Annotated in this window: 12 protein-coding genes; 6 read left to right on the top strand and 6 right to left on the bottom strand. The window is 66.0% G+C overall.

All coding sequences use genetic code 11. The features are described from left to right. Positions 1–56 precede the first annotated feature (56 nt). From GOC52_RS10935 to GOC52_RS10920, 4 genes are all read left to right on the top strand, one after another. Entirely contained in the window at positions 57–1,238 is a 1,182-nt protein-coding gene (locus GOC52_RS10935; protein WP_227199427.1) for a YadA family autotransporter adhesin, read from the top strand. 154 nt (positions 1,239–1,392) lie between these two features. After that, positions 1,393–2,967, top strand: coding sequence for a S15 peptidase family protein (locus GOC52_RS10930; RefSeq protein WP_191849391.1), 1,575 nt, complete (start codon positions 1,393–1,395; stop codon positions 2,965–2,967). 87 nt (positions 2,968–3,054) lie between these two features. Continuing rightward, positions 3,055–4,506 (top strand): S41 family peptidase, encoded by a 1,452-nt coding sequence (locus GOC52_RS10925; RefSeq protein WP_191849389.1) that lies wholly within the window; start codon positions 3,055–3,057, stop codon positions 4,504–4,506. 21 nt (positions 4,507–4,527) lie between these two features. After that, the gene (locus tag GOC52_RS10920; protein WP_238794392.1) at positions 4,528–5,526 is read left to right on the top strand and encodes a retropepsin-like aspartic protease; all 999 of its coding nucleotides are present in this window, start codon (positions 4,528–4,530) and stop codon (positions 5,524–5,526) included. 17 nt (positions 5,527–5,543) lie between these two features. Here the strand turns inward: GOC52_RS10920 and GOC52_RS10915 are convergent, their stop codons facing one another. Genes GOC52_RS10915 through GOC52_RS10890 form a run of 6 tightly spaced genes read right to left on the bottom strand, consistent with a single transcriptional unit; the run spans position 5,544 to position 13,554 of the window. Further along, complete coding sequence (locus GOC52_RS10915; RefSeq protein ID WP_053443080.1) at positions 5,544–6,563, bottom strand: sugar kinase; 1,020 nt, start codon at positions 6,561–6,563, stop codon at positions 5,544–5,546. Positions 6,564–6,573: 10 nt separating this feature from the next. Next, entirely contained in the window at positions 6,574–7,761 is a 1,188-nt protein-coding gene (locus tag GOC52_RS10910) for a GDSL-type esterase/lipase family protein (RefSeq protein WP_191849387.1), read from the bottom strand. Between the two features lie 14 nt (positions 7,762–7,775). Next, positions 7,776–8,528, bottom strand: coding sequence for an SDR family NAD(P)-dependent oxidoreductase (locus GOC52_RS10905; protein ID WP_049481126.1), 753 nt, complete (start codon positions 8,526–8,528; stop codon positions 7,776–7,778). Between the two features lie 60 nt (positions 8,529–8,588). Next, complete coding sequence (locus GOC52_RS10900) at positions 8,589–9,893, bottom strand: MFS transporter (protein ID WP_019659759.1); 1,305 nt, start codon at positions 9,891–9,893, stop codon at positions 8,589–8,591. After that, positions 9,890–12,118, bottom strand: a complete 2,229-nt coding sequence (locus tag GOC52_RS10895) for an oligoalginate lyase (protein ID WP_191849385.1) — start codon at positions 12,116–12,118, stop codon at positions 9,890–9,892. Before GOC52_RS10895 ends, GOC52_RS10900 begins: the two co-directional genes overlap by 4 nt. Then, positions 12,115–13,554, bottom strand: a complete 1,440-nt coding sequence (locus tag GOC52_RS10890) for a chondroitinase-B domain-containing protein (RefSeq protein WP_191849383.1) — start codon at positions 13,552–13,554, stop codon at positions 12,115–12,117. Before GOC52_RS10890 ends, GOC52_RS10895 begins: the two co-directional genes overlap by 4 nt. Positions 13,555–13,795: 241 nt before the next feature. On the opposite strand from GOC52_RS10890, the gene GOC52_RS10885 reads away from it, so the two are divergent. Next, positions 13,796–16,687 carry a TonB-dependent receptor gene (locus tag GOC52_RS10885; protein WP_191849381.1) on the top strand — a complete coding sequence of 964 codons (2,892 nt, stop codon included), beginning with the start codon at positions 13,796–13,798 and terminating at the stop codon, positions 16,685–16,687. Positions 16,688–16,789: 102 nt separating this feature from the next. Next, on the top strand, positions 16,790–17,533 hold the full coding sequence (locus GOC52_RS10880) for a FadR/GntR family transcriptional regulator (protein ID WP_049455191.1): 744 nt from the start codon (positions 16,790–16,792) through the stop codon (positions 17,531–17,533). Positions 17,534–17,568: the final 35 nt, after the last annotated feature.

The raw sequence follows: 17,568 nt of genomic DNA, 5'->3' as shown, positions 1-17,568 counted from the left end.
TTTCCGGCGCTTGCCGGGAACCCTTCCTGATGGACCTCGGGGGTACCGTGAAGACGATGCACAAGCACATCCTTGCCGTGGCACTGGCCATGGCAACCGCACCGGCGTGGGCCGGTGATACCTGCCAGCTGGACGATGGCTTCGGCGGCGTGTCCAACGGTGGCGCCAGCGCCGGTGGTGCCGCCTCGCTGGCGTGCGGCAGTGGTGCCGATGCCAGCGGTGATCTATCGGCGGCCGTCGGAACCGGCGCCAGTGCCAGCGGCACCGGCAGTACGGCGATCGGCGCAGCCAGCAGCGCCTCCGGCGACCAGAGCGCCGCCGTGGGCGTGGGTGCTTCCGCCTCCGGCGCCAACAGTGCGGCGATCGGCGACAGCGCCACCGCCAGTGGTGACTTCAGCAGTGCCAGTGGCTCGGGCAGCTCCGCAACGGGCTCGTTCTCCACCGCGTCAGGCGCTGGCAGCAACGCCACGGGCGAAAACAGCACCGCGCTCGGCAGCTTGTCCGAAGCCAGTGGCAACAACAGCAGTGCCGTGGGCAATGGTGCCATCGCTTCTGCAAACGACAGCGTTGCACTGGGCAATGGCTCCGTCGCCGACCGTGCCAACTCGGTATCGGTAGGCAGCGCCGGCAACGAACGCCAGTTGACCAACGTGGCCGCCGCCACGCAGGGCACCGATGCGGTGAACCTCAATCAGATGAATACCGCCAACGCCAATACGCTGACTTCGGCCAACAGCTATGCCGATGCGCGGGCCACAGCGACCATCAACTCCGTCAACGCCTACACCGACGCGAGCAGCGCCGCGGCAGTGACGACCTCAAAGGCCTATACCGATGCCAGTAGCGCAACCACGCTCTCCTCGGCCAACTCCTATACCGATACGAAGTCCGCGCAGGCGGTGACGACGGCCAATGCCTACACCGACCAGCGCCTGGCGCAGTTCGCGCTGGACAACAACGGGCTGAAGCAGGAGATGGAACGCCGCCTGCGTCATCAGGACCAGCGGATCGATCGCATGGGCGCGATGAGCTCGGCGATGTTGAACATGGCCATCAACGCCGCCGGCTCACAGAGCCCGCGCGGTCGCATTGCGGTGGGTGCCGGCTTCCAGGGTGGCGAGCAGGCGCTGTCGATCGGATACGGTAAACGGATCGGCGAGCGTGCTTCCTTCTCGCTGGGTGGTGCCTTCAGCAATGGCGAGAGGTCTGCCGGCATGGGCTTCGGCGTAGACCTGTAACGCAATGCAGGGCAGGGGGCGCGCAGCGCCCCCTGTTCAGCCAACAAGCGCTGCGAACGTGCAGCAAACGTCATGCTGCGTCGCAAGGTGCCACTCACCATTCGCACTGGTACGGTCCAACCCGTTGCACCACCACCGACGGGGAGAGACGACGATGCGCAAGGTATTGCTGCTGTTGATCCTGCTGACCGGCCTGGCGCCCACTGCCTGGGCCGCGACGGTCAAGACCACCCATCGCACCATTGCCGGCTGGGATGGAACGCCTCTCGGGGCCTTCGTCATCGAACCGCAGGATGCGGGCGGCGGGCGCTATCCGCTGCTGGTGATGCCCAGCAGCTGGGCGGTGCCCAGCGTGGAGTACGTGGGGGTGGCGCAGTCGCTGGCACAGCGCGGCTATGTGGTGATCAGCTACAGCTCGCGTGGCTTCTGGGAATCCGGCGGCAGCATCGACATCGCCGGGCCCTCCACGGTGGAGGATGTCAGCGCGCTGATCGACTGGGCGCTGGACAACACCCGCGCTGACCCGGACCGGATCGGCGTTTCGGGCATCTCCTACGGTGCGGGCACGAGCCTGCTGGCGGCGACACGCGATCCGCGCATCAAGGCCGTGGCCGCGCTCAGTGGCTGGGCCGATCTGCAGGCCTCGCTGTACAGCAACGACACCCCGAGCGCGCAGGGCATCGCACTGCTGGTTGCGGCCGGCCTGGTGACCGGACGCCCTGGCGCGGAGCTGGCCACGATCAACCGCAATGTTCTGGCGGGCAACTACCAGGGCGCGGTGGATTCGCTGTTGCCGGTGGCGGCGCAGCGCAGTCCCGCGGCCAGCATCGACGAGATCAACGCCAACCAGCCGGCGGTGTTCCTGGCCAACGCCTTCAACGACAGCCTGTTCCCGCCGGGCCAGCTGGTTGATTTCTTCAACCGGCTGAAAGGCCCGAAGCAGCTGCAGCTGCGCCACGGTGACCACGCGCTCAACGAAGCGCTCGGTGCACTGGGCATTCCCAACGAAGTCTATGACCAGGTGGGTGACTGGTTCGATCACTATCTGAAGGCAGTGGCCAACGGCATCGACCGCCAGCCGGCGGTGCAGCTGAAGTCACAGAAGGGCAGCTGGAGCAGTTACCCGGACTGGCAGGCGACCAGCAAGGGTGCGGTCAGCTACGGCCTGACCGCACCCTCTGGTTTGCTGCTGCCGACCGGCGGCCTGGCCGAGCACGGTGGCGGCACCGGCTGGAACTACCGCATCGGCAGCGGTTTGCTGACTGCGGCCAATTCCGGCGTGGCGATGGCCTCCGGCGCGCTGCAGATGATCAACCTGCCGCCGGGTGCCTACGTACCGTTTGTTGGCCGCAGTGCCGCCGGTGTCTGGCAGGGGCCGATCCAGTGGAGCGCCAAACGCCTGGACGGTGCGCCGGAAGTGCGCCTGACGGTCACGCCCAGCCGTGCCAACACCACGCTGTACGCCTACCTGTACGCCGAGGATGTGCTGGGCAATGGTCAGTTGATCAGCCACAAGCCGTACACCTTGCGCGGTGCCACGCCGGGCCAGGCGAAAACGCTCGACCTGCGGCTGGAAGCGAGCAGCTGGAACCTTCCAGCCGGCAGCCGCCTGACCTTGGTGGTCGATACCGTGGACCTGCGCTATGCGGGCATCAGCCAGCTGGGTGGGGCGGTGACCTTCAGCTCGCCAGCCAATGCGCCGTCGGTGCTGAAAGTGCCGCTGCATTGATGTGCGGCCGCGCCCGTTGCGGCGGGCGCGGTACACCGGGCCGGAAAACTGCGAGACTCGTGTTTGTCCCGGCAAACGGATGAATCCATGGTCATTGCATGGCTGCTGCTCGGTGCGGTGCTCGCGGCACCCACCGCGAAAGGTGCGCCGATCGATTGGCCGGACACGCTGTTGAAGGATCTGGACGCTGCCGACGCCGCCCTGCGTCGCAGTCATCCGGGCGCAGTGGATCTGCGGAATCCCGGGTTCGGCGCGCAGCTCGACGAGGCCCAGGCGCTTGCACGTTCGCGTGCAGGTCGGGTCACCAACTACCAGGGCTACTGGTGGGCGATGAAAGGCTATGCGGCGTTCTTCAACGATGGGCATGTCAGCCTCAACGCGCTTGCCGACGCTCCCGATGTTCCAACGCAGTGGCCCGGGTTCCTGACCGGTTTCGACGGCGATGCGCAGTTGGTCATGACCGTGGATGGTGGCCATGGCCATCCGCCACTTGGGGCGCGATTGCTGTCCTGTGATGGCATCGATGCACAGACGCTGGCTGCGCGCCGGATCGGGGACTTCAGCGGGCGCTGGAACCTGCAGGCCAGCCGCATCCACGGCGGTGGCGAAGTGCTGCTGGAGCAGGGCAATCCGTTCGTGCCCACGCTGAACGCCTGCGTCTTCCAGGTAGATGGACGCGAGAAATCCTACGCACTGCAGTGGCAACCACTGCAGGCGGCACAGCGCAAGGAGCGTCTGGCCGACACCCGGCGCAGCTTCCGCCCGGCGAACGGCTGGCGCATCATGCCCGATGGCGGCTACTGGATCACCACCAGCAGCTTCAATGCCGACCCCACGGAGCAGAACTTCAAGGAACTGACCGCCCTGCTTGAGCAGCTTGCTCCGAAAGCCGAAGCCCTGCAGCAGGCACCGTCGGTGGTGCTGGACGTGCGTGGCAACAGCGGCGGAGCTTCGCAATGGAGCATCGAACTGGCGCGATTGATCTGGGGCCGGGCCGCCGTGGACGTGCTGCCCGACCCCAGCTGGGTGGAGTGGCGGACCTCCGAGGCCAACATCGCCCAGTTGCGCAGCTTCCTGCAGAAGCTGGTGCAGGCGCCCGACGCGTCGCCAGAGCTGCGTCGCATGCTGGAGTCGGTGACGGCGGGCATGGCACAGGCACGCGGCCGGGGTGAGGCGTTGTGGCGCGAGCCGTCCGAGGCCAGCGCAGATACAGCACCAACCTCAGGCCCGGCCGCACCGCTGCGCAAGGGCAGGGTGGTGATCGTGGCTGATGCCGCCTGTGGTTCGGCCTGCCTGGATGCGCTGGACCTGTGGAAGCGGTTGGGCGCGGTGCAGGTGGGCGTCGAGACATCGGCCGACAGTCTCTACATGGACGTGCGGCCAGAGCGGCTGCCAAGCGGGCTGGCCAGGATTTCGGTGCCGATGAAGGTGTTCCGGGGGCGGGTGCGTGGTTCGAACGAACCACACGTGCCCGATCATCGCTATACCGGCGACATGCGGGACACCGCAGCACTTGAGGCGTGGATCTCTGGACGATGATCCCATCCTGGTGGCGTACCGGTGAAGCAGTTCCGGCGCATTAAACCTTTTCACCGGCAGCTGCATCCAACCCGCAATGAGCCCGGCAACCGCTGCTGCAGCTCTACTGACCGAAGGAGCCCTCGGATGTGCGAACTGCCTCGTACTGCGCTTCAATGCGCGATGTTGATCATGCTGGTGCCTTTCGCAGCAGGTGCTGCGGTCACCGAAGTTCCCTTCGAGCTGGGCAAGGATCACCGGATCTACGTGGAGGGTACGATCAACGGCTCGCGACCACTGCGCTTTCTCGTCGATACAGGCGCGTCGGCCATGGCCGTTGCCAGGCACATCCAGCAGGACGCGAAGCTGGTCATTGACGACCAGAGTGAGAACACCGGTTCCGATGGCGTCACGCTTCTCGACTACAGCACGCACAACGCCGTGCAGATCGGCGGCGTGCAGCGACCGATGGGGGCCGTGGTGATCGACTACACGGGGCGCCCCTTCGATGCGGTACTGGGCTGGACCTTCTTCCAGGGCAAGGTGCTGGAGATCGACTACGACCGCAGCCTGCTGCGCGTGCACGACGATGTTCCCGACCTTGCCGGGTATGTCCGGGCCAACGTGCGCTGGATCGACAATATCCCGGCCATCCAGGTCACGCTCGGCAACGGCAGCAGCACTTTCGCACCCTGGCTTACCCTGGACACCGGCAGCAACGGCAACATCGACCTGTCCTACGCCTTCGGCAGCGCCCACCGCCTGCAGGAAGCGTTTCCGGAACGACTTGGAACATCACAGTTCAGCGGCAGCGCGGGCCGGAAGATCCGCGCGGTGGACGTGCGCGTGCCCGTGGCCAGCATCTCGACCCTGCAACTGAAGGGGCCGAAAGCCTCGATCACCGTCGATGACGATGGCTCCACGGACGACGGGACGCTTGGCAGCGAAGTCCTGCAGCAGTTCAATATCCTGCTGGATGCCCGTTCCGGCAGCATCTATCTGCGTCCCAACCGTCGCTTCGTCGTCACCCCGGCGGGGTGACCACGCGCGTTCGGCATTCAGCGCTGGACATCCGCACCTCCATTGCCCAGCAGGGCCAGCACCTGCGCCTCAGCTACCGGGCTGAAGTCACCGGGAATGGCGTGCTTCAACGCGCCCGCAGCCAGTCCGAAGCGCACGGTGCTTTCTGCGTCGAGCCCGGACAGCATTCCGTGCAGGATGCCGGCGGCAAAGGCATCGCCGCCCCCGATGCGATCAACGATACCGGGGAGCGGGCGCGGTGGTGCCTGCGCCCGCGAGCCGTCGCGGCCGAGCAGCAGCGCGCCCAGGATGTGATGGTCTGCGCTCACCACATCGCGCTGGGTGCACGCCAACCACTGCAGATGCGGGAATGCGGCAAAGGCGGCGGCCGCAGCGGCTTCGGTTCGGGCGGCGGCATCGTCCTGCGGAAAGTGCAGCCCCAGCACCAGTTCGATGTCCCGATGATCGGCAAAGACAATGTCGGCCTCGGCGAAGACTTCGCGCAGGATCGCCCCGGCGTCGCCGCCCCAACGTCGCCACAGTGAGGGACGGTAATTGCCGTCGAAGGACACCTGGACGCGCGCCGCGCGCGCCGCACGCACGGCCCCCAGCACGGACCCGGCCACGTTGTCTCCCAGCGCCGGGCTGATGCCGGAGACATGCAGCAGCTGCGCGCCGGACAGTAGAGCGGGCCACGCATGATCCTCGGCGCTGCTGTTTGCGAATGCAGACCCCGCCCGGTCATACACCACTTCACTGGCGCGGTGCACCGCACCGGGCGCCAGGAAGTACAGGCCCATGCGGTCGCGATCCACTTCGCGCACGCCGGCCACGCCTACGCCATGCCGCCGCAGCTCGGCCACGGCATGCCGGCCCAGCGCGTTGCCGGGTACCGTGCTGACCATCTGCACATCGTGGCCCAGGCAGGCCAGCGAGACCGCAACATTGGCCTCGGCGCCTCCTACATGGACCTGCAGCTGCGGCGTCTGCAGCAGCAGTTCACGACCCGGCGCACCCAGGCGCAGCAGCAACTCACCGAAACAAACGACGCGGCTCATCGGTTCCCTCTCAGTCGGCGGTGGCGCAGCCCAGCATGCGCAGATCGATGGCATCGGCCATGCGCCGGTAGCCTTCGTCGTTGGGATGCAGATGGTCGCGGGTGATGTCGTTGGGCAACGATTCCGCCGCTTTCGGATCACGCAGGGCGGCATCGAAATCGATGATGCCATCGAACCCGGTCTGCCCACCGCGTGCCCACTGGTTGATCGTGGTGCGGGTGGCTGCGGACACGGGCTCGTAGCGCTCGGAGCCGCCGAATGGGGTCAACGTACCCAGCCAGGCGCGGACGCCATGCGCATGCAGCCGCGCCGCAACCTGCTGATAGCCCGTCAGCATGTCCGCCGCATTGCGGCCAGGCAGCGGCTGCGCGCCACCGCTATGGCGGATGTCATTGATGCCTTCGAACAGGATCACCTGATCGGCATCGGCCGCCGCGATCACATCGCGATCCAATCGTGACAGTGCGCTGTGGCTGCGGCCATGGTCAAGCAGCTTGTTGCCGCTGATGCCCTGGTTGAGCACCACGAACCGGTTCGGGCAGGCCTGCTGCAGGCGCTGCGCCAACCGCTCCGGCCACTGGTTGAAGGTCCCGCGACGGGCTGTGGCACCTTCCGTGATGGAGTCGCCCAGCGCCACGATCACCTGGGGACGATCTGCGCGCTGCACCATCACCGCCGAGAACACGTTCTGCTGGTAGCTCAGCCGCACGCTGTCGGCAACGGTTGCCTGCCTGCCGTCCGCTACCCGCAGCTCGGTGCGGCGCACGGCGGGACGGGTGGGCTGCGGGAAATAGGCACTCACGCTGATTTCCTGCAGCGCCGCCACCGGCATCCGCACCGGATCGCTCAGCAGCGCGGCACCCACCGGCACCTCGATGACCGCGCGGCCATCCACTGTTACCGGCAGCGGTGCGGCCTTGCCGTTCTTTACTCCCACGCGCAGGTCCTCGACCCGCAAGGGTGCCGTGCCGAGCTCGTTGCTGATGCGCAGGCGCAGCGCATCGCCACGGCTGCCGATACGCATGTCCTGGCGCACGGTCTGTGCGGCGAACTGTACGGGTGCCTCGGCGGTGCCATCCTTGCGGTCAGGTGCCGGCGAGGCAGTCCAGGCGGTGACCCAGACCGGTGCAGCCAAAGCGGCAGGCGCGGCCGCGGCGGAACAGATCGTCAATGAAAGCAGGAGCGTCCAGCGCTGCATGAGCAGGATTCCAGTCAGGAGAAGTAGGTGCCGCCGTTGACGTCCAGATTCGCACCGGTGATGAACGCCGCCGCATCCGAGGCCAGGAATACAGCAGCGTCAGCGGCTTCGTCCGGCGCACCCTGGCGGCGCAGCGGGGTGGCGCCGGCAACGGCCGTGCGCACTTCCGGCTTGGTGAACTCGTCGTGGAAGCGGGTGGCGATCATGCCGCAGCACAGTGCGTTCACCCGGATACCCTTCGGCCCCAGCTCCTTGGCCATGGCGCGGGTGAAGGTCATCACTGCCGCCTTGGCGGTGGCGTAGATCGATGCGCCCGGGCCGCCGCCATCACGACCGGCCTGCGAGGCGAAATTGACGATGGCCGCGCCTTCGCGCATGTGCGGCACCACCGCGTGCGTGGTGAGATAGGTGGAGGTGATGTTGAGGTCCATCACCGTGTGGAAGAACGCCGGGTCGATCTCGGCCAGCGGGCGACGCTGCACCATGCCACCGGCCACGTTCACCAGCAGGTCGATGCGCTCACCGAACACGGCCTGTGCCGCAGCGACCAGGCCGGCGACGGCAGCGGCATCGGTGACGTCGGCGCGATGCACGATGGCCTGGCCACCGGCCGCCTGGATCTGCGCCAGCGTTTCCTGGGCACTGGCTTCATCATTGGCGTAGTTGATGCAGACGCGTGCACCGGCGGCAGCCAGTTTGATCGAAACGGCGCGGCCGATATCGCGGCCGCCGCCGGTGACAATGGCCACCTTGTCCTGGAACGACATGCGGAAAACTCCTTGGTTTGCGGGGGAATGGATGTACTTGGAAAAGAAGGAGACCCAGGCTCAACCGGCGCGGCGGTCGAGCTTCTGGATAGGCCCGGTCCACCACCACAGCGCAGCCAGCGACAGCGGCACCAGCGCGGCAACGAGGATGAAGATCGGAGCGTAGGAATGGCGGGTCAGCACCGGCACCAGCCAGGTGGTGATCAAGGTGCCGGCCACGGCGGCCAGGCCCCCCAGGCCCGCCAGCGTGCCCACCGAGCGGCCGTCGAACAGATCGCCCGGCAGGGTCTGGATGTTGCCGATGGCCACCTGGAAGCCGAACAGCACGGCAGCGATCGCCAGCACCGCCAGCAGCGGCTGGTTGGCCAGCACGGCAGCCAGCAGGGCAGGGGCCATGATCACGCAGCCCAGCGTGATGGCCAGCTTGCGGGCGCGGTCCACGCTGTGCCCGGCGCGGATCATCCGCCCGGACAGCCAACCGCCGCTGAGGCTGCCCAGCATCGCGCCAACGAACGGCACCCAGGCGAACAGGCCGATCTGCTTGATGTCGAAGCCGAAGGTTTCGGCCAGGTAGATCGGCAGCCAGGACACGAACAACCACCAGATCGGGTCCAGCAGGAAGCGGCAGGCGAGCATGCCCCAGCTCTGCCGGTGGGCCAGCAGCTCACGAACGCTGGCCTTCGGTGCCACCTCTGCCTGCTGCCCGGCCTGGTCTTCCTGGATCAACCGGCGCTCGGCATCGCTCACCCACGGATGCTTGTCCGGCCCGGCGCGGTAGACAAACAGCCATGGCAGCAGCCACAGGAAGCCGATCGCACCGACCAGCACGAAGGTGCCGCGCCAGCCCAGCCACAGGTACAGGCCGGCGATGGCCGGTGCGGAGACAATCGCGCCGATCGACGCACCTGCGTTGAACACGCCCTGCGCCAATGCGCGCTCGCGTGCCGGGAACCACTCGGCATTGGCCTTGACCGCGCCGGGCCAGGCACCGGCCTCGCTGATGCCGAGCATCGCCCGCACCAGGCTGAAGGACAGCATCGAATGGGTGACCGAATGCAGGGCGATGGAGATCGACCACACGCTGATCGACAGAGCGAAACCCAGGCGCGTTCCGATCATGTCGAACAGGCGCCCGAACAGGAACTGGCCGGCGGCATAGAACAGCATGAACACCGTCACCAGCAGCGCGTAGTCATCCTTGGTCGCGCCCACTTCCCTGGCGATTTCCGGCCACATCACCGCCAGTGCGTTGCGGTCGATGTAGTTGATGACCGTAGCCACGGCGATCAGGCCCACGATCAGCCAGCGCACTGTTGAACGCACCGGCACCTTGCGCAGGTTGGCCACCACCGCAGGGCCGTTCATTTCGCGTCATCCTTGCTGGGGTCCATGCGCGCGTGGCTGCCGCTCCAGCCGTAGGCATGCCCGTCGACGGTCACGCTGTGCTCGCCCTTGGCGCTGCTGTCATCGGCCACGCCCAGCGCGATGCGGGCTCCACTGGCAAGGCGCAGTTCGATCACCTCGGCATCGCTGCCACGGGTGCGCACGATGTCCTTGATGCGGCTGTCGGCGCCGTGCACGTACTCGGCGGTGCCGTTGTACTCGCCGTGCGGCTCCAGCACGCTGAAGAAGGTCACGTCCTTCTGGCCTTCCACGCGCTGCAGCAGGGCCGGTTCGCGGCGCAGGTTGAATTCCGGGTCGTTGGCACCGCTTTCCACCAGCAGCGCCTGCGCGGGTGCGCTGCTGCCGAAGCGGTAGGTGTAGAAGCGGCCGTCCAGCAGCCAGGCCAGCGAACGCGGTTCGCTGCCGGGTTTGCTGCGTGCATCCAGCCACAGGTGCTGGTAGCCGTTGTCCTTGCCCAGCACCGGGCGCTGGGCGGGGAAGTGTTCGGCCTCGAAGCCGGTGGTGACGATGTGACCGTTGAAGTGCAGCGGCAGGTCGTAGCGCGCGGCCTTGTTACCGTGCACCTGCAACAGATCCAGCACCACTGGCAGACCCAGGTCGGGGTGGCGCAGCAGCGCCTGGGTGCGGGTGAAGATCACGCCTGGATACGCATCGCGCATGGTTGCCGAGGCGACCTGGGTATCGGCATCGGCCTGGAAGAAGCGCACCTGCGGCGCGTGTTCCTCGCCGCGTTTCCAGTCGCCCTTGAAGTGGCTCTGCTCGTCCACCACCAGGGTGTTGTGGGCCACGGTCTGCTTGGCCCAGCTGCGGTTCTCGGCCAGGTAGATGCCACCACGCTTGGCTTCCACGTTGAGGAAGCGGGCCGCGCCGTAGTCGGTCACCACCGGGTTGCCGTTGTCGTAGAACAGCCAGTTGAGCTTGTCGAAGTGGCCGTGTCCCATGCCCTGCATGGTGTCCTTCTGCACCAGCGCCTGGCCGCGCTCGCCGTTCATGCGCAGAATGGCCAAGCCGCCGCGGTCGCCGTCAGGGCCGTCGCGCAGCAGCATCGGCCTGTAGTCGAAAGGCTTGGCCTTGTTCGCCGCCAGCGCCTGCGCCACCTCCAGCCCTTCGGGCGAAAGCAGCAGGCGCTTCTGCTGCTGGGCCACGGACAGCAGGCGGTCATCACCGGTACGCGCATAGGCGATGCCGATGCCGGCCACCAGCTCTTCGGTGTCGATGCCTTTGTCCAGGATGGCGTCGTTGATCGGGAAGAACAAGCCGTTGTAACTGGACTGCACCAGCACATCCACGGCCTTCAACAGCACGCCGTCACGGCGCGCGAAGATCTTCCGCTGAGGTTCGTTGCGTACTATGGCATTGGCGAACAGCAGGAACGGCGCCAGTGCATAGCGCTGGTAGTAGGGGCCTTCCTCGTAGTAACCATCGGGCGAGAACAGCAGGTCGATCTGCCGAAGAAAGCCGAATTGATCGTCCTTCCGACTGCCGCGCAGGGATTTCTCCACCAGCTCAGGGTCGCGCAGCACGTAGCCGGTCATGCCGGTGGCGGCCACCGCCCAGGTGGCGTGGTTGTGGATCTGGTCGTAGTTCTTCGGCTCGCTGACGAGGAACTCGGCCATTGGCCGGAACACCTTCGATTCGATGGTGTTGCGGTCGCTGGCGGACAGCGCGTCGCGGATCGCGTCGTAGCCCTGGATGGCGTTGACCAGCCATACCGAATCGTTGAGCACCTGCCAGAACACGCGCCCGGGGATCTGCCCACGGCCTTCCGGGTGCGGGCCCAGCGTCGGGTAGAGCTGGGCATACTGCAGCAGCATGTCGCGCGCATAGTTCACGTAGGCCCTGTCGCCGGTCAGCCGGTACAGCGTGCCCGCCGCCAGCAGCGCCTGGTAGTTGCGCTTGTGCTGTTCATGGGTGCGCCCGCCGCCCTTGTCCTTGGGTACCGGCACGTCGATACCGGCTTTCATCATCTTCTTCAGCGTCGCCTCGGTGCGCGCCTGTTCCTTGGAAAACCACGGGTAGCGGCGGCCTTCGCTGGCCATCTGCTGCCACTGTGCGGCGGTGACCAGCACCGGCGCGGCCTCGGCCTGTCGCACGGCAGCAGTGGGGGCTGCGAACAGCGATGCGCTCGGCAGCAGGGCGAAGGGGGCGGCCAAAGCCAGGGAAACGAACAGCGGCTGCAACCTCATCGATCAACTCCATTGCGGGTGCGTGACAGGGCAACTTCGCCCACCTTGGGATACCAGGCAACGCCGGTCGCCTCGCGCGCGGTCATCGCCAGGGCAGGATCGGCACCCACGGCGGGCAGGGCAGGCGTGGCAACCCACAATCCGCTATCAGCCTGCTGCAGGCTGACACCACGGCTCTCTACGCCTCCCGGGAACACAGTGCTGGCTGCCGGCGACTGCACGTTGCCACTGAAGTCAATACCGGCCAGCGAACTGGCGGCATTGGGCGGGTTCCTGCTGGTGCGGTTGACGATCAGGTTGCCGGTGAAGCGGCTGTTGCTGGCGGCCACCACGATGCCCTTCGCCTCATCATGGCCGACGCCGAAACTGATCTTCGCCACGTCCACGAAGGTGTTGCGGCTGATCGTGGCATTCACCACCGGCGCATAGCCGGACAGCGGCGGATTGGCCTGCGCATCCATCACCGCCAGTGCCGAACGGTTGCTGGACCCGGCCAGCCGTTCAAAGTAGTTGTTGCTGACGGTCTGGTCGGCGTTGATGATGCGTACGCCGCCGGTGCCGGCCTTGTCGTCGCCGAGGAAGACATTGTCGATCACCCGGTTGCCATTGCCGTGGCGCAGGGTCAGTGCTCCGGCCGAACGATAGAACACGTTGCCGCGGTAGGTATTGCCGCCAGACTTGTTGGAGACGATTTCGGTCTCGCCGTCGCAGCCTTCGAACCAGTTGTTTTCCACCGTGCTGTTGGAATTGCTCAGTGAGGTGTCACTGGTGCCGACGCGAATCGTTTCACCGCCGTTGACGCCCAGCGCTGGGCGTGGGCCGAACCAGTTGTGGTCGATGCGGTGCTGGTTGTCCAGGCCCTGGGTGGCATCGCGCACCACCACCACGGTCGGCCCGGCATTGGTCTTGCCGCGCAGCTGGCTGTGATCGAGGCGGTTGTGGCTGCCATAGAAGGAAACCCAGTAGTCCTGGTCGCTGGCATCGGGGTTGGTGTAGTCGTCGATCACCAGGCCGGTGACGCGGCTGTTGCTGGCGACGGCCTTGCTCGACTCGCGGAATGCCACCACCGCATCACCCGGTGCGTAGCCGTTGCGGAACACCAGGTTGGACACCTGAAGGTAGCTCCCTGCCAGGCGCAGGTCCGAGCGCCCGCTGAGCACGACCTCGCCGGCGGTCTGCGCGCGCAGCACGATCGGCGCGGCTGCCGTGCCCTGGCCCTTCAGCAGCAACCGGGCGTCGGTCCAGATGCCGTCAGCCAACACGATCTCATCGCCGGGCTGCAGCGTCGAGGCGGCTGTAGTGAACTCAGCAACATCGTGGACGAGCCAGCTGGTTGCACTTGCAGCTGAAGTGGTCAGGCACATGACCAGACCAGTGGCCAGGCAAAACAGTGATGGATTGTTGGACGGGTGACGCGCCAGCGAGTGAATGCGCATGAAATCCTTCCAGGGACGGCCCGGCCGTCGTTTCAGGGTGGGTCTGCATACCACTTTCGGGTCTGTTGTAAGCCAGCCTTCGCGCAAAGTCATGCTGCAGAAGCACATTAAATTGCGATCAACTGGTATGGATCAAAGGCATTTAAACATTTGCATACCAATTGGTTGACATTTTCATGTCACCGTGCCGAAGCTGCGTCCCACGCCTGGCATGCAGGCGATCCTTTGGGAGGAGGAAACCATGCGGCGATCCGCCGGAGCAGTGCACAGCATCTCGTTGTCCCCCACACCCCTGATCGTGGCGTTGCTCGCCGTGCTGGCGGGCCTGCCCGCGGCCCAGGCGCAATCCAGCAGGGACGCGGCAGGACAGGATCCCACCACGCTGGACCAGGTGCAGGTCACCGGCATCCGCGAATCGATGCAGAGTTCGATCAACAAGAAGCGCGACGACACCGTCATTGCAGATGTGCTCTCGGCCGATGACATCGGCGACCTGCCGGCGCCCTCGCTGGCCGATGCGATCGAGACCCTGACCGGCGCCGCTTCGACCCGCGACAAGACCGGCGCCTCGGAAATCTCCATCCGCGGCCTCGGCGCCTTCCTCAGCAGTACCAATTTCAATGGCCGCGAAATCACCAACGGCAGCGGCGACCGCTCGGTGAACTTCAACATGTTCCCCGCCGAGCTGATCAATACGGTGGCCATCTACAAGACCCAGCGCGCCGACATCATCGAAGGCGGCGTGGCCGGTACCATCGGCCTGGAAACAGTACGGCCATTGGAATACGGCAAGCGCTCGGCGCAGATCGATCTGCGTGGCAGCTGGGCCGAGTATGACAAGAAGTACCGCGACGACGACGGCATCGGCTACCGCGGCACCGCCAGCTACATCGACCAGTTCGAGTTCGGCAACGGGCAGAAGCTGGGCATTTCGCTGGGTTTCCAGCGTCTGGACGGTACTGATCCGGAAGAGAGCATCACCAGCGGTTCCACCTGGTATGCCTGCGATGGCACTCAGAACGTGGGCAATGCCAACTGCAATGAAGTGTCCGCGCAGGCCATCGCCAACGGCGCGCCGTACTACCTGGTGCCAAGCAGCCGCATCTACCGGCTCAAGCAGGAGCGCAACGACCGGCAGAGCGAGTTCGCCGCACTGCAGTGGCGGCCCAATGATGTGGTTGAAGTGAATCTCGACTTCGAACACACCGAGCGCAACTGGTACGAGAACCGCAGCGATCTGAGCCTGTCCAACGCACGTCGCGGCATCACCCAGCGCGACGTGGACGCAGACGGCATCGTGCGCCACCTGCATGGCAGCACCTCGATCGACTCCACCTCCAACCGCTACTGGCGTGGCGAGGAATACACCGGGGGTGGCCTGAACCTGATCCTGCGACCGACCCCGGCCTGGGAGCTGTCCACCGATCTTTCGTACTCGCATACCAATCGCCTCGATAGCGAGCGCATGACCCGCCTGCGCGCGAACCAGCGCGACGTCAACAATGCCGCCGTGCCCGGCATCAGCAGTGGTGCCACCGGCTACGTGGACTATGACTGGGACTGGCACGGCGAAGTGCCCAGTGTCGCGCTGGCGCCGAACTTCGACCCCACCAACTGGGACGCCTACACCGGGGCGGCGCGGGTGACCTCAAGCGCAACGGAGAATGACCACAAGATCAAGGCCGGCCGCTTCGATGCCAGTTTCATGCCCGAGTCCGGTTTCTTCACCCGCATCAAGGGCGGCGTGCGCGCCAGCCAGGCCGACTACCGCCTGCGCGACAACACCCTGGTAACCGACTACGACCAGCGCGTGGCGGCCGACAAGGCGAAGATCATCGCTGCCAACCAGGCCTGCCGTGCACCATTCCCCCAGGATGACTTCATGGATGCCGCCAGCGGCAACACGATCTCCTCGTGGGCGTACTTCGATCCGAACTGCCTGTACCAGTCGTTCCGTGGCAGCCTCGACAGCGGGCTGGATCCGGGTTTCCAGGATCCGAACAATGTCGATATCACCGAGAAGACACGCGCGCTCTATCTGCTGGGTGAGTTCAGCAGCAGCCTGTTCGGTTTGCCGGTGACCGGCAACCTCGGCCTGCGCTGGGTCAAGACCGATGTTCGCTCCGAAGGCGTGCGTACCGGCCTGCGTATCGAGGACAACGGTGACGGGACGATCCGCCTGCAACCCACCGGCGAGTACAGCACGCAGGTGTTCAAGGCGGGCAACGACAAGCTGCTGCCCAGCCTCAACGCGGCCTTCGAACTGCGCCCGGACGTGTTGCTGCGGGTCGGTGCGTACCGCGCGATGTCACGGCCGGACATCGCCGCGCTGGGTGCGGGGCGCACCATCAACGTGAGCAGTGATGCCACCTACGGCAACCTGGCCGATGCGCTGGATGACATCAGCGCCAGTGGCAACCCGGCGGCACAGCCGCTGATGTCCTGGAACGGCGACCTGTCACTGGAGTGGTACCCGAACCCGGACACGATGCTGGCCGGCGCGGTGTACTGGAAGCAGTTCAACGGCGGCACCGCCACCGCGCTGGTGCCGGAGACCTACACCATCGACGGCCAGAGCGTGACTGTGCCGGTGCGGCAGCAGGTAACCACCGACGAGGACAGCACGCTGACCGGCTTCGAGCTGACCGCCACCCATCGACTGTCGTACCTGCCCAAGCCGTTCGACGGGCTGGGCTTCAAGGTCAGCTACAACTACGCCGATGCCGACTACCGGACCCAGGACTCACGACTGGGCGAGCAGCTGGCCAGTGATGGCACGATCATTCCGGCGATCGTGCCGCCGGCGGGTCTCAGCGGCTTCTCGCGGCACGTCCTGTCCGGCTCGATCTACTGGGACGTCGGGCGCTTCAACATCCAGGCCATCGGCAAGTTCCGCTCGCACTACTACCAGGACTTCACCGGCAACACCGCGCAGCAGAACCGCTACTATGATGACAACACCAGCGTGGACCTGCGCCTGCGCTACCGGGTGAACAAGCAGTTGTCGCTGTCGCTGGAGCTGATGAACCTGACCAACGAGCCGCGCGTGGCCTACCAGCCGCTTTATGGGAACTTCCGCGAAGTGGTGACCTACGGGCGGCGTGCGTATTTCGGTGTACGATACAAGTTCTGAACAGGGCGGCGCGGCCAGTGGTCGCGCCGTCGCTCCAACCGGACCCTTGCCGGCCGCGGTGGCAGGGCAGGGACCCGGAGGGAATCGCCAAGGGTCAGCCGCATGTCCGCCAACCGCCTTTACCAGACCATCGCTGCCAAGCTCCGCAAGCTGATAGAGGACGGCGAATTTCCGCCGGGCTCGCGGCTGCCGGGCGAGCGTGAACTGGCCGAACGGTTCGGTGTCAGCCGGGTCACCATCCGCGAAGCCGAGATCGCACTGGAAGCACAGGGCTGGATCGCCATCCGCATCGGTTCGGGCGTGCATGTGAAGCCGCGCCCGACGCAGGCGTCCGGCGGGCTGCCGGATGTCAGCGCCTTCGACCTCACCGCTGCCCGCGCGGTATTCGAAGCCGAGGCTGCCGCGCTGGCTGCCAGCAATCTGGATGATGCCGGCATTGCCGAATTGCAGTCGTTGGCCGAAGCGCTGTGCCGTCGCGACCTGAGCGACGCCGAAGCCGGCGAGTACGACCGCCGTTTCCACCTGGCCATCGCACGGCTTTCCGGCAATCCGGTGGTGGAATTTTTCGTGCAGCAGATCTGGCGCATGCGCAGCGAACTGCCGCGGGTGACCGAGGTCTATGCCCGGGTCTGCCACGATGATGGCGCCAGCCGTGCCGACGAGCACATGGCCATCTTCGAAGCCCTGCGTGCGCGTGATCCGGTGGCCGCACGCAATGCGATGCGCCATCACTTCCAGCGCCTGTTCGAAGCCATGCTGCAGGCGACCGAAAGCCAGGCGCTGGAGGAGATTCGCCGCCGCACGCAGCAGGACCGCGAACGGTTCATGGCGACGACGCGTATCTGAAAGGCGTTCTGCGGGCGACGACCTGATGTGGCTGG

The organism is Stenotrophomonas sp. SXG-1 (assembly GCF_014083965.1).
GTDB classification, from domain to species: domain Bacteria; phylum Pseudomonadota; class Gammaproteobacteria; order Xanthomonadales; family Xanthomonadaceae; genus Stenotrophomonas; species Stenotrophomonas geniculata.
Note: the sequence above shows the minus strand (reverse complement) of the source record. Positions and strands in the feature narration are given on the sequence as shown.

Coding starts and splice junctions, on each gene's coding strand:
- GOC52_RS10930 (WP_191849391.1), top strand. CDS start 1,393: ATGCGCAAGGTATTGCTGCTGTTGATCCTGCTGACCGGCCTGGCGCCC.
- GOC52_RS10885 (WP_191849381.1), top strand. CDS start 13,796: ATGCGGCGATCCGCCGGAGCAGTGCACAGCATCTCGTTGTCCCCCACA.
- GOC52_RS10900 (WP_019659759.1), bottom strand. CDS start 9,893: ATGAACGGCCCTGCGGTGGTGGCCAACCTGCGCAAGGTGCCGGTGCGT.
- GOC52_RS10925 (WP_191849389.1), top strand. CDS start 3,055: ATGGTCATTGCATGGCTGCTGCTCGGTGCGGTGCTCGCGGCACCCACC.
- GOC52_RS10915 (WP_053443080.1), bottom strand. CDS start 6,563: ATGAGCCGCGTCGTTTGTTTCGGTGAGTTGCTGCTGCGCCTGGGTGCG.
- GOC52_RS10910 (WP_191849387.1), bottom strand. CDS start 7,761: ATGCAGCGCTGGACGCTCCTGCTTTCATTGACGATCTGTTCCGCCGCG.
- GOC52_RS10935 (WP_227199427.1), top strand. CDS start 57: ATGCACAAGCACATCCTTGCCGTGGCACTGGCCATGGCAACCGCACCG.
- GOC52_RS10880 (WP_049455191.1), top strand. CDS start 16,790: ATGTCCGCCAACCGCCTTTACCAGACCATCGCTGCCAAGCTCCGCAAG.
- GOC52_RS10905 (WP_049481126.1), bottom strand. CDS start 8,528: ATGTCGTTCCAGGACAAGGTGGCCATTGTCACCGGCGGCGGCCGCGAT.
- GOC52_RS10890 (WP_191849383.1), bottom strand. CDS start 13,554: ATGCGCATTCACTCGCTGGCGCGTCACCCGTCCAACAATCCATCACTG.
- GOC52_RS10895 (WP_191849385.1), bottom strand. CDS start 12,118: ATGAGGTTGCAGCCGCTGTTCGTTTCCCTGGCTTTGGCCGCCCCCTTC.